Genomic DNA, 12,502 nt, shown 5'->3' with positions numbered 1-12,502 from the left:
GTTGTTTTCCTTTACAGTACGTTTTTGCTGGCCGAGCGGTTGTCTCCGCCGGTCTTGTTTCATGATGTCTTCAGGCGTGATCCGGTGCGCCCCTGAGCAAACAAACACAAAGGGCCGAGGTTACCCGGCCCTGCTCAGAAACGTCATCCGGACGTTGACCGCCCTTGTATCGACAGCGCGCGTATAGGCGGATTCCAATGCTTGCGCAAGTGCAAAGCCAACAAACGCTGGCTTATGCGGCGGGATCAGCGCTTGATTGCTTGCCCGGCGTGCCCCAGATCAACACATCTTGCTGCAACATGGATCGCTCAATGGCGTCAAGCCGCAGAATAGCGGCCATGGGATTTGCCGAACCCCCAGCTTGGTCCCAGATTTTGAGAGCCGAGGCCGGACTCCATGGCAAACAGGCAGACGCCAGCCACTGCCTAAGGCCTTGCGGTAATGCGTCATAGGCCTGCATTGGCGAGCCCCGCCGCCTACGACGTTTGAGCTGAGTCCGCAAATTACGGCCTGAATTGCCTTTGATCGCCCTACCGGCGTTGGCAGGGATCACACCTCGTTTTACATCGTAACGCGCAGACACACAGAAACTCCATCTTTCAAGCCTATGTTACGATATCATATAACATAACCCTTTTAGCAAGACGTTCTTTGGGCCGTACTGTCGGAAATTAGATTTCCTCGCCCTTTTTTAACAGTTCCTTGAACAGCTCTTGCTGCAACTCACCGCTGTCGCCGCCGCCAAACTGTGCTCCTCCGCTGGAATAGAGGGTGCCATATGTTTGTGCGATGTTCACAGTTTGCGCGATACCCGAAATCAATTGATCCCTTTCCAGCGACAAAAGCGGGTGCAAGAACACCGCCCAAACCCTACCGTTCGCGATCGCATATCGCGCATCCAATGCCGTATCGAAATTGGCCTGCATCATCCGTTGCATGTCGGCCTGACTCAGACCGTCTGCAGATCGGATCGGAACCATCACGCGCATACGATCCGCATTGGTATCCGTCACAACAAATACACGCGTCTCTGAGATCATCAGCTCAAAACCAGGCCCGTGTGGTTGCGCCTCGGGATCCAGTGCAAACAGGATTTTACCCAGACGTTCGTAGGTCATCGGGGGTTCATTGATCGGAGACGGGGTTTCAGCTTCCTGAGCAGCCATGCCTGTGGCTGTTAACACCAGAAACAGAACTATTCGGATCATGTGGCGCCTCCTACAGATATAGAAACGACAATATGACGTTCAGCTCTGACGAACCAAACAAAGCTCTGTGAGCACTTATCACACATCATGCATCGGTTAGGACGATCTGCAATACTTTGCGTTCTATCGGCGATTACACGTCCGAAAAGCCTTTCCTGTTTTCACCCCATCGGCCGACGACTGTTGCGGCCAGGAACCAAATGGAAAGGAATAACCAAATGAAATCTCTTGCCCTTACGGCCCTTGCGATGACACTTGCCCTTACTGCCCCTGCATTTGCTGCGGATGAAATAAACGTCTCAAAGGGTATCTCTGCTGCTGGCGCTCCATTGGCGGTACATGGTGTAGATCTGGTGGCCTTGGTGAATGACGGCAATCCGGTCGAGGGTTTTGCAACCCATACAGCGACCTATGACGGCGCGTCCTACTATTTCACCAGTGCTGCAAACCTTGAAGCGTTTGAGGCCAACCCAGCAGCATACTTGCCTCAACACGGCGGATATTGCTCATTCGGTGTTTCGGTCGGAAAGAAATTTGACGGCGACCCGGATCAATATCTGGTTGCCGACGGAAAGCTGTTCTTGTTCCTGAACGCAGACACCCGTGCATCTTTCCTGAAAGACGTCACCGGGACAGCAAAAACCGCCGATGATCAGTGGACCAACATCAAAAGCATCGCTGTAGGCGAGCTGTAAGGTATTGGCCCTGCCTGAAGGCGATTATACTTTAGGCAGGGTCATTTCGATGACTTCGATCGCACGGGCCAGTGCAGCATCGACACTTAGGTCCGAGGTATCCAGCAGCACAGCATCAACTGCGGGCTTCATCGGTGCAGTGCTGCGTTCAGCATCGCGGGCATCGCGTTCTTTGACGTCTGCCAGCACCTGTTCGCGCGAGACGTCATCGTCTTTGGCTGCAAGCTCCAGATATCGCCGTTCCGCGCGCACTTCGGCACTGGCCGTGACGAACAGTTTGACCTCGGCATTCGGACAAATAACGGTTCCAATATCACGACCGTCAAGAACTGCGCCTCCGACACGTCGCGCAAAGGCACGTTGGAAATCAACCAGCGCGCTGCGAACCTCAGGTATGACAGCCACTTTTGAGGCCGCCTGTGCGATCTCGGCCGTACGAAGGTCACCCTGACCCAACTCTTCTGCGGTTAGAGATTGCGCCGCCGTAACAGGCTCTTCCCCTTGCAGCATGCGTCGTCCAACCGCTCGGTAAAGCAATCCAGTATCCAGATGGGCAAACCCAAAATGCGCGGCTACCGCCTTCGAGATCGTGCCCTTACCTGCCGCAGCAGGGCCGTCGATCGCAACCGTATACCGCTGCTCGAGCATCAGACGGGCCGGTTGTCGCGAAGCAGCCTGGCACCCAAACCCGTCATCAGCGGCTCAAAGATCGGGAACGAAGTTGCAATCGGACCACCATCATCTACCGAAACCGCCTTTTTCGCGCCCATACCCATCACCATGAAGGACATGGCAATGCGGTGATCGAGGAAACTCTCACAAATGCCGCCGCCGGGAACACCACCAATGCCTAGGCCCTCGACTGACCACCAATCGTCACCCTCGTCTACCGTCACGCCATTCGCGCGCAGGCCACGCGCCATTGCATCGATCCGGTCACTTTCCTTGACGCGTAACTCTTTGACGCCGCCCATCATCATTGTGCCGGTTGCATTGGCGGCAACAACGGACAGCACAGGGTATTCGTCAATCATCGAGGCAGCGCGTTCTGGTGGGACGGAAATTCCCTTCATATTCGGCGAGTATTTTGCCCGCAGATCTGCAACGGGCTCACCACCCTCTTCGCGCTCGTTCTCATAGGTCAGATCCGCACCCATCTCGCGTAGCGTTGTAAACAAACCTGCACGCGTGGGGTTTAATCCGATGCCCGGCACCAAAACATCCGATCCGGGGGTAATCAGTGCGGCACATACCGGGAAGGCTGCGCTAGATGGGTCACGCGGCACCGCAATGACCTGCGGCTTCAATTCTGGACGCCCGGTTAGGGTAATCACTCGACCCTCGTCGGTATCCTCGACGGTGATTTCTGCGCCGAACCCGGCCAGCATCCGTTCGGAATGATCACGGGTTGCCTCTTTCTCGATTACCACGGTCTTGCCGGGGGCATTCAGCCCTGCCAGCAGAACAGCGGATTTCACCTGAGCCGATGGCACAGGCACCTCGTAACGAACCGGGATGGGGTCCGCAGCGCCGACGATGGTCATCGGCAGGCGTCCACCATCCCGGCCGACAGATTGCGTGCCGAACAGCGCCAGAGGGTCGGTGACCCGGGCCATCGGACGCTTGTTCAGGCTGGCATCCCCGGTAAAGGTCGCCGTTATCGGAGAGGTTGCCATCGCTCCCATAATCAGGCGCACACCGGTGCCCGAGTTCCCGCAATCGATCACCTGATCGGGTTCCGCAAAGCCGCCTACGCCTACGCCGTGCACCGACCATTCGCCGCCTCCGTGATCCGTAACTTCGGCCCCAAATGCCCGCATGGCCTTGGCCGTGTCCAGCACATCCTCGCCCTCAAGCAGGCCTGAAATCCTGGATTCGCCAACGGCCATCGCCCCCAGGATCAGGGACCGGTGCGAGATCGACTTGTCGCCAGGCACCTCTGCTGTGCCGGTCAGCGGGCCGCATGGATGCGACGTCATCGGGATGGGCGTGCCGTGTCCGGACATGGGGGCTCCTGTTTTCGCTATCAGTCCTCAGGCCGATTAGCGAATTGGGGCCGGTTGGTCCAGCGGCAATCAGTCTTTGCGTCGGAAGGTCAGATAATGCGGGGTACGCCCCTCGCGTAGGGCTTTTTGTTCGTAGCGGGTGGAAATCCAGTCATCCCAAGGCTCGCGCCAGTCGGCGGGGCGCTCGGCGAGCCAATCAAAACCGGCACGCGGTACCTCTTCAAGAGTCTGGCGCACATAGTCGGGGATATCGGTGGCAACGCGAAAAATCGAACCCGGCTTCAAGGCACGCGCGAGAGGTTCCAGATGCTCAGGGGTCACGAACCTGCGCCGATGATGACGTGTTTTCGGCCACGGATCAGGATAGAGCAGGAACGCGCGCGAGATGCTGGCCTCGGGCAGCACATCAAACAGATCCCGCACATCGCCGGGGTGCACGGCGAGGTTTTCGGCACCAGCCTGACGAATTTTGCCCAACAACATTGCGACACCATTGATGTAAGGCTCTGCTCCGATAATGCCGATACCGGGATTGTTTTGCGCCTGATGCACCAAATGCTCGCCACCGCCAAATCCGACTTCGAGCCAGATAGGCTTGCCACCGAACAGGCCCTCTAGGTCCAAAGCGGTGCGTTCTGGGTTGGTTTCCCAATCTACCGCACCTGGAGACAGGGCGGCCAGGTCTTCTGACAGATAAGTCTTTTGGCTGGGCTTCAAGGTCTTGCCTTTGAAGCGGCCATAAAAGTTCCTGCGGGGGCGCTGTGGGGTCTGGTTGCTCATGCCCGTGCCCATACTGCTGACTCGTGCCTGAGGCAAGGGTGGAGGTTGGGGGCTGGCCCCCACACCTCCGGCGTATTTTTTGAATAGGTGAACGGCGCTCAGACAGCCTGCATAAGAGCGTCGGCCAAATCGGTACGCTCCCAGCTGAATCCGCCATCTGCATCGGGTTCGCGTCCGAAATGGCCATAGGCTGCAGTACGCTGATAGATCGGCTTGTTCAGTTGCAGATGCTCGCGAATGCCGCGCGGTGTCAGGTCCATGACTTGACCGACAGCCTTCTCGATAACCGCGTCAGCGATCTGGCCTGTCCCGTGTGTGTCGGCATAGATCGACAGAGGTTTGGAGACGCCAATCGCATAGCTCAACTGAATGGTGCAGCGTTCCGCCATTCCTGCCGCTACCACGTTCTTGGCCAGGTAGCGTGCGGCATACGCAGCCGAGCGGTCCACCTTGGTCGGGTCTTTGCCAGAGAACGCACCGCCCCCGTGCGGAGCAGCACCGCCGTAGGTGTCCACGATGATCTTGCGCCCGGTCAGACCCGCGTCGCCATCGGGGCCGCCGATCACGAACTTGCCGGTGGGATTCACATGCCACTCGGTCTCGGCGGTCAGCCAGCCATCGGGCAGCGTTTCGCGAATATAGGGTTCGACAATCTGGCGGATATCATCCGAGGTCAGCGCCTCATCCAGATGCTGAGTGGACAGCACGATTGAGCTGACACCAACTGGATTGCCATCCCGGTAGATGACCGACAGCTGCGATTTCGCGTCCGGACCCAGCGCGGGCTCGGTACCGTTTTTGCGAACTTCGGCCAGACGGCGAAGGATTGCATGCGAATACTGGATCGGAGCTGGCATCAGTGCAGGTGTCTCGATCGTGGCGTACCCGAACATGATACCCTGATCGCCTGCGCCCTCGTCTTTGTTGTCAGCGGCGTCGACGCCCTGCGCAATATGAGCCGACTGTTCGTGCAGCAGGTTGGTCACCTCGACGGTTTCGTGGTGAAACTTGTCCTGCTCGTATCCGATATCTTTGATGCAGGCGCGCGCGATATCATCGATATGCGCCATGTAATCGTGGAGCTTGTCCTGATCCGACAGTCCCACTTCGCCACCGATGACCACACGCTCCGTTGTGGCGAAAGTTTCGCACGCAACGCGGGCTTCGGGCTCTTCACGCAGAAAGGCGTCTAGCACCGCATCGGAAATACGATCGCAGACCTTATCAGGGTGTCCTTCGGATACGGACTCCGAAGTAAAAGTGTAATTCTGTCGGGACATAAATGTGCTCCATTAAGATTTTCCCATCACGTCAGGAAGCCGTTGTGAAGGGCAATTGACCGAATACGCGCGCAGTCAGGTAGGGTCAATCGGTATTTGACCCTTGTACCTACGGGTATGACGCCAGAGCAACGCCCAAGCTGCTAATAGAAGGAAAAACACCGGTTTGTCCCCGATCCGGGAATATATCGTCGCGGCTTGGGGCTGCGGCAATTCGGTATCGATAAACCCGGCCTGCCCAAGCGCCAACGCGTCAGCAATTCGCCCCAAAGGGTCAATCATCGCAGAAACACCTGTATTGGCCGAGCGCAACATCGGCAGACCCTGCTCAATGGCGCGCATCTGTGCCTGTGCAAGATGCTGATACGGGCCGGAGCGAGTCCCGAACCACGCATCGTTAGTGACCTGCAATAGAAAATCTGCCCGGCCCGGCGCGGACAGAACATCTTGTGTGAATACGGCCTCATAACAGATCAGCGGCAGAGCTTTCCCAAGCCCTCCTGCATCCATCAGGGCAGCGCCCGGCCCAGCGCTGAAACCACTTCCCGTGGTTGCCGCCATTCCGTGAATTCCAAACCGCGCCATCAATTCACCAAAGGGCACATATTCTCCGAATGGGGCCAGGTGGTGTTTGTCATACAGCCCTGCCTGTTGACCATCTCCATTCAAATAGATCATCGAGTTATAGATCTGCCGTCCGTCTGCACGCTGGATACCTAGAAAAACAGGCGTACCCTGCGCCGCTTCGCCAATTGCCGAAAGATATGGCTGCGCACTGCCAAGCCACGCCGGAACCGAAGTTTCTGGCCAGACAATCAGATCTGGCCTGGGCTCGGCTACCGTGAATTCAAGTTGGCGGGCAAAAAACAGAGGTGCATATTCCGGGTCCCACTTTTGGTGCTGTGGAGCATTAGGCTGTGTCAGCCGCACGATATGGTCGGTATATTCAACCGACGGTCGGTTCGCAGCGTAAGCCAGAGCCAATACAGCGCACCCCGCAGCCACAAAGAATGGCATTACCAGACCGCGGGGAGTCCGATCACTGGAGATGGCTGCACCAAGTGGCAAAGTCGCAATCAGTGTCAGCGCACCCAAGCCATAAGGTCCTATCAGCGAGAGGAGCTGAGCAAAAGGCGTATCCACCCAGACCTGAGCTATACCGGCCCAAGGAAACCCTGTAAGTATGTAACCCCGCGCAAACTCGGCCAGAGAGAGCGTCAAAGCCAGTAGCATACCCTGCACGATCGGCGATCCACCGATGCGTTTTGCAACTCCAAAGGCCAGCGCCCAGAACAATGCCAACCCGCCTGACAACAAGATTAGTGCAAAGGGTGCCATCCAGGCATGGCGTTCTGCGTCAACCAAGAATGGTTCGATGATCCAGTTTAGCGCATTGGCAAAATACCCGGTGGCGAACACCCACCCCAGCAAAGCCGCGCGGCGGGATGTTTCAGAGTTCAAGTACAATGGAGCAAGCAGGATCAGCGCCACCAATGCCGCTGGCCAAAAACCCAACGGGGCAAGCCCACATGCAGCCACGATTCCCAAGGATGCCGCTAGCAGCAACCGCAACCAATAGGGCCACCCCTGGGCAGGATTCATGCAGCGATATCCGGCAACATGACGCGCAACCGCTTTATGCGGCGTGGGTCTGCGTCAAGAACTTCGAATTCAGGCCCTTCGGGGTGGCATACCACCTCACCACGCGCCGGGACGCGCCCAGATAGCATGAAGACCAAACCGCCCAAAGTGTCGATCTCTTCTTCGTCCACATCTTCGTGGCTGGTCAATGAACGACCAATTTCGACTTCAAAATCTTCAAGCGGAACCCGAGCTTGAACCACGTAGCAGCCAGGTTTTTCTTGTATCCAAAGCTGATCTTCATCGGCGTCATGTTCGTCGGCAATTTCGCCCACAACCTGTTCGATTAGGTCTTCGATGGTCAACAGGCCGTCGACACCACCATATTCGTCAATGACCAGTGCCATATGACGACGTTCAGTTTGCATCTTGGTTAAAAGTACACCAATCGGCATCGAAGGCGGAACGAACAGCAAGGTCCTTAGCATTGACTTCAAATCAAACTCGGACGAGTTGCCATTAAATCCATGGGTCAGCGCGAAATCCTTGAGGTGGACAAAGCCCAGTGGAGTGTCGAGCGTTCCCTCGTAGACAGGGATTCGCGACAATCCACTATCGCGAAAAATTTGCGCCAACTCGTCCTTGGGTGTTGTCGAGGGAACCGAGATAATCTCGGCCGTGGGTATCGCGACATCTTCGACCCGCATTCTGCGCAGGTTGATCATACCCCTAGGTTGTGAATCCGTGACCTTAGCCCCGTTCACCTGGCTGGCTTCATCGCCCGGAGGTGAAAATGCGTCGAATATCCGGGATAAAAGCCCGCCTTTTTCATCGCTATCCGTGTTGCTGTTCTGTGAATGCGCGCCTTGCGCTGCCCTAGAACTGCCGTCTGTATCGCCCATTATCCTGTTCCAAATGATCGGGCAAAGCTGCCCCTGTCATGCATTATATGGGTTATCTATACCCAGTTTGCCAAGTATTTCGATCTCAACCCGTTCCATCAAAGTGGCGTCCAGGTCACGAATGTGATCGTATCCTAACAAATGTAACGTGCCGTGAATTATCAAGTGGGTCACATGATCTTCCAATGATTTACGCGCTGCGATGGCCTCACGCGCGCAGGTGTCATATGAAATCGCAATGTCTCCCAATGCGATTTCCCCAGTGAAATCGGGCTCGGGCAACATTGGTATGCCCCCAGGCTGATCAGCGGACAAATCTTCGGCAGGCCAGCTTAGAACATTTGTCGGCTTCAGTTTTTCCCGGAATTCGGCATTCAGAACTGCGATCCGTTCATCGTTACAACCCAACAAGCTGATTTCGCAGAGATCCGATTTGAGACCGCAATAATCAAGAACTTCAATGAGTGCGCGTTGCGCCAGCGGCTCCAATTCCCTCCAGCGCTCGTCTTCGATCGTTACATCCAGATTCATACCGGCTCTCCAAGGCTCCAAAACCCTTCGGAACCTTGGGTTTCACCCCATTTCGCGGCCCGAGTCGGCCTCATACGCCTCAATAATGGCGGCGACAAGCGGGTGGCGCACGACATCTTTCGACGTGAAATAATTGAAACTGATATTCGGGATCGTCTTCAGCAGTCTTTCTGCATCCGCCAAACCCGATTGCACACCGCGCGGCAGATCGACCTGTGACCGGTCTCCGGTGATCACCATGCGGCTGCCTTCGCCAAGTCTGGTCAGGAACATTTTCATTTGCATGGTGGTGGCATTTTGCGCCTCGTCCAGCACGACAAAGGCATTCGCCAGCGTCCGCCCACGCATAAACGCCAGAGGCGCAATTTCGATCCGCTTTTCTTCGATCAGCTTGGCCAGCTGCTTGCCCGGGAGGAAATCATTCAGCGCATCATAAAGCGGCTGCATGTAGGGATCGACTTTATCCTTCATGTCACCGGGCAGGTAACCCAGCTTTTCGCCGGCCTCTACCGCTGGACGGCTGAGAATGATCCGGTCCACATGGCCTCCGATGAACATCGACACACCCACAGCAACAGCCAGATAAGTTTTACCCGTACCTGCGGGACCGATTCCAAAGGCCAGCTCATTGTTGAAGAGCGACTGAACATATGCCTTCTGGGCGTCTGTCCGCGGCTCAACCAGCTTCTTACGGGTTTTGATTTCGACCGTTCCGCCTTTGAACATCTCAAGCTGGTCACCATCCCGCGTGCCGGTTCCGGCCTCGGAATTACCCATGCGCAACTCTCGGTCGACATCTGCTGCTTCGACATCTCGCCCACCTTCAAGCCGAGTGTAGAGCGCCTGCAGCACTTCAATCGCCTGCTTTTGCGATTCTTCATCACCCAGCACGACCAACTGATTTCCACGCCGCACGATCTGCACCGAAAGCTTTTGTTCGATATCGGTCAGGTTACGGTCATATTCGCCGCACAAATCGATTAGTAGTCTGTTGTCTGGGAACTCAACAAGCGCCTCACGCTGGGGCATATCTTCTTGCGGTGGGGTCAGGGCACCGATGGCCAATCCGTTCTCCTGTCTTGGCGTTTCACCCCGAGCGTAGACAACATCTTGAGGTGGACGCAAGGCGCAGTTTGGTTTTTTGCAAACGGGATGACAAATGCGCCGATCAACGGCGTTGTTGCGCATAAAATATCAGTTTTTGCGATTGGTTCAGAAAGTATAATTCAATCCGATCCGCAATCCGCGGTAGCTTGGCGTCGATTTGGTGGTGAAAGAAGGACCCAGTTCTACGGTTTTTGATTCGAACTGCAGATATTCGAGCTCACCAGTGATCGACCAATCGTCATTCAGTTTATGCTCGGCACCCAGGCTGGCAGAAAAACCCTGACGTCGATCAACGTCTTCAAAGCGGGTAGTCCCACCCACTTCGGTCACAGAAGCCGACGTTGTGATATCACCACGCACATAGCCCACTGTCACGAAGTAAAGGACACTCTTACTGCGGTTAGTAAGCCCATTTCGAAGGCGGATCGAGAATACATCGGATATTGCAGATCTGCCGCTGACGGGTGTTCCGCCGATCTGTCCCGATGTGCTGCCGTCCAGAGTGCCAAAGTCGTAGCCGACTTCCAAACCATAGACATAGTCGCGCCCGCCTCTCGCAGGCAAAATCCCGCGCCAACCCCCGCGAAACCCGGCAAAGTTGCCGTCAGTACTGACCTCTCCGATCCCGAAAACTGAGCCGCCATTGACCTGCAAGCCAAACTCATCGGAACCACCCGTTGCACGACTGGCGCTCACCCCCAGATAAAACGCCCGGATATCGCTGGCATATCGTTCGGACGAAATCACGTCAGGTTCAGTGACTTCCCCGGTCACATCCCCAGCCAAAGTCGGAGCAGCGCAAGATAACATCAATAAGAGGGCCGTCAAAACGCGGGACATCTTCGATTTTGGAAAACATATCCAACTCACTACTCGCACCCTCCGCCATCATGGCTTGCCTCTTCGGGTCAACAGTTTCGTAGGCCGCAAAACCCACACCCGAGAAATCTGGCCTCTCTCGGAGCATAGTTCCAAGTCATAAATCAAGGGTTAAATTTGGTCGGAAGGAACCCTTGCAGCATACGTATATTGGATTAAATCACTTCGCCGCCTAGCGAGTTCGCGCCAGAGGATTTGATCCTTACCTTACGTAAATCTCCACGTGCCACATCTGCATCCGAAACGTGAACCGCGTGAAGATACTCGGATTTTCCAACCATCTGGCCCGGTTGACGCCCAGATTTTTCAAAAAGGACACTGACTGTTTTGCCAACCATGGAATCCTGAATCACTCGCTGATGACGTGTAATCAAGGCTTGTAACCGTTGCAGACGCTCGTCTGCCACTTCGGCATCGACCTGTGGCCGTTCTGCCGCAGGCGTACCGGGGCGGGTAGAATACTTGAATGAATACGCGTAGCCGTATTTGACCTCTTCCACCAAATCCAGAGTAGCCTGAAAATCCTCATCTGTCTCTTCGGGGAAGCCTACGATGAAATCGCCGGACATTAGAATATCGGGCCGGGCTTCGCGGATGCGTTCGATTAGCCGCAGATAGCTTTCAGCCGTGTGACTGCGGTTCATGCGTTTCAGGATTTTGTCCGATCCCGACTGCACCGGCAGGTGCAGATAAGGCATCAGTTTTTCGCAGGTCCCATGCGCCTCGATCAGCGCATCGTCCATGTCGTTCGGGTGCGAGGTGGTAAAGCGGATGCGCGCCAGCCCATCGACCTTGTTCAACTCCCAGATCAGACCGGCAAGGGTCATGTCCCCATTCGGCCCAACCCCGTGATAGGCATTTACGTTCTGCCCCAGCAACGTGATCTCGCGCACGCCGCGTTCGACCAGATCCTGCGCCTCACGAATAATGCGGTCTGCAGGCCTACTGACCTCGGCCCCGCGGGTATAGGGCACCACGCAGAATGCACAGAATTTATCACAGCCTTCCTGCACGGTCAGAAAAGCAGTCGGGCCGCGCTTCGCTTTGGGACGGTTCTTGAGCTTCTCGAATTTGTCTTCTTCGGGGAAATCGGTATCCAGCGCCTTTTCACCCGCGCGCGTCTTCGCCTCCATCTCGGGCAGGCGATGATAGCTTTGCGGACCCACCACCAGATCGACCAGAGGCTGACGGCGCATAATCTCTTCGCCCTCGGCTTGGGCTACGCAGCCAGCGACACCAATCTTCAAATCCGGCTTGTCTGCTTTCAGACCCTTGAACCGGCCCAGTTCGGAATAGACTTTCTCAGCTGCCTTTTCACGGATGTGGCAAGTATTGAGAAGGATCATATCCGCATCATCGGCCGACTTGGTCTCGACATACCCCTGCCCGCCCAGCGCTTCGGCCATGCGTTCACTGTCATAGACGTTCATCTGACAGCCATAGGTCTTGATAAACAGCTTTTTCGGTTCAGACATGGGTTGGCCTTTGCAGTCGCTGGGTCGGCGTCGTCTATACGGATCGAACGCCGCTTGC

General features: G+C 55.9%; 13 protein-coding genes and 1 riboswitch. Of the genes, 1 reads left to right on the top strand and 12 read right to left on the bottom strand.

Translation table 11 applies throughout. The annotated features are described in order from the left end of the window. Positions 1–232: 232 nt before the first annotated feature. Entirely contained in the window at positions 233–583 is a 351-nt protein-coding gene (locus ACR0MQ_RS15815) for a DUF6525 family protein (protein WP_480609284.1), read from the bottom strand. An 88-nt stretch (positions 584–671) separates the two neighbouring features. Next, positions 672–1,208, bottom strand: a complete 537-nt coding sequence (locus tag ACR0MQ_RS15810; protein WP_480609282.1) for a hypothetical protein — start codon at positions 1,206–1,208, stop codon at positions 672–674. A gap of 218 nt (positions 1,209–1,426) precedes the next feature. On the opposite strand from ACR0MQ_RS15810, the gene ACR0MQ_RS15805 reads away from it, so the two are divergent. Then, positions 1,427–1,903 (top strand): YHS domain-containing (seleno)protein, encoded by a 477-nt coding sequence (locus ACR0MQ_RS15805; protein WP_480609280.1) that lies wholly within the window; start codon positions 1,427–1,429, stop codon positions 1,901–1,903. A gap of 24 nt (positions 1,904–1,927) precedes the next feature. Here ACR0MQ_RS15805 and ACR0MQ_RS15800 read toward each other — a convergent pair whose 3' ends face one another. The 10 genes from ACR0MQ_RS15800 to miaB form a co-directional block, all read right to left on the bottom strand. After that, the gene (locus ACR0MQ_RS15800; protein WP_319545217.1) at positions 1,928–2,551 is read right to left on the bottom strand and encodes a (d)CMP kinase; all 624 of its coding nucleotides are present in this window, start codon (positions 2,549–2,551) and stop codon (positions 1,928–1,930) included. Next, positions 2,551–3,909, bottom strand: a complete 1,359-nt coding sequence (gene aroA / locus ACR0MQ_RS15795; RefSeq protein ID WP_480609278.1) for a 3-phosphoshikimate 1-carboxyvinyltransferase — start codon at positions 3,907–3,909, stop codon at positions 2,551–2,553. The genes ACR0MQ_RS15800 and aroA overlap by 1 nt, the downstream gene beginning before the upstream one ends. Before the next feature lie 69 nt (positions 3,910–3,978). Then, entirely contained in the window at positions 3,979–4,689 is a 711-nt protein-coding gene (gene trmB / locus ACR0MQ_RS15790) for a tRNA (guanine(46)-N(7))-methyltransferase TrmB (RefSeq protein WP_480609276.1), read from the bottom strand. Between the two features lie 98 nt (positions 4,690–4,787). Next, positions 4,788–5,969, bottom strand: coding sequence for a methionine adenosyltransferase (metK, locus tag ACR0MQ_RS15785; protein WP_480609274.1), 1,182 nt, complete (start codon positions 5,967–5,969; stop codon positions 4,788–4,790). 5 nt (positions 5,970–5,974) lie between these two features. Continuing rightward, positions 5,975–6,023: riboswitch (SAM-SAH riboswitch) on the bottom strand. A 21-nt stretch (positions 6,024–6,044) separates the two neighbouring features. Next, positions 6,045–7,571 carry an apolipoprotein N-acyltransferase gene (gene lnt / locus ACR0MQ_RS15780; RefSeq protein WP_170774926.1) on the bottom strand — a complete coding sequence of 509 codons (1,527 nt, stop codon included), beginning with the start codon at positions 7,569–7,571 and terminating at the stop codon, positions 6,045–6,047. Further along, complete coding sequence (locus tag ACR0MQ_RS15775) at positions 7,568–8,452, bottom strand: hemolysin family protein (RefSeq protein ID WP_170774928.1); 885 nt, start codon at positions 8,450–8,452, stop codon at positions 7,568–7,570. The genes lnt and ACR0MQ_RS15775 overlap by 4 nt, the downstream gene beginning before the upstream one ends. Before the next feature lie 36 nt (positions 8,453–8,488). Then, positions 8,489–8,983: an rRNA maturation RNase YbeY gene (ybeY, locus tag ACR0MQ_RS15770; protein WP_170774930.1), complete on the bottom strand. Its 495-nt coding sequence runs from the start codon at positions 8,981–8,983 to the stop codon at positions 8,489–8,491. 42 nt (positions 8,984–9,025) lie between these two features. After that, complete coding sequence (locus ACR0MQ_RS15765) at positions 9,026–10,048, bottom strand: PhoH family protein (RefSeq protein WP_170774932.1); 1,023 nt, start codon at positions 10,046–10,048, stop codon at positions 9,026–9,028. 147 nt (positions 10,049–10,195) lie between these two features. Beyond that, complete coding sequence (locus ACR0MQ_RS15760) at positions 10,196–10,900, bottom strand: outer membrane protein (RefSeq protein WP_480609347.1); 705 nt, start codon at positions 10,898–10,900, stop codon at positions 10,196–10,198. A gap of 224 nt (positions 10,901–11,124) precedes the next feature. Then, on the bottom strand, positions 11,125–12,444 hold the full coding sequence (gene miaB / locus ACR0MQ_RS15755; protein WP_170774936.1) for a tRNA (N6-isopentenyl adenosine(37)-C2)-methylthiotransferase MiaB: 1,320 nt from the start codon (positions 12,442–12,444) through the stop codon (positions 11,125–11,127). Positions 12,445–12,502: the final 58 nt, after the last annotated feature.

This window comes from Ruegeria sp. AN6 (assembly GCF_056540425.1).
The sequence above is the reverse complement of the archived record's forward strand: the minus strand, read 5'-3'. Positions and strand labels throughout refer to the sequence as shown.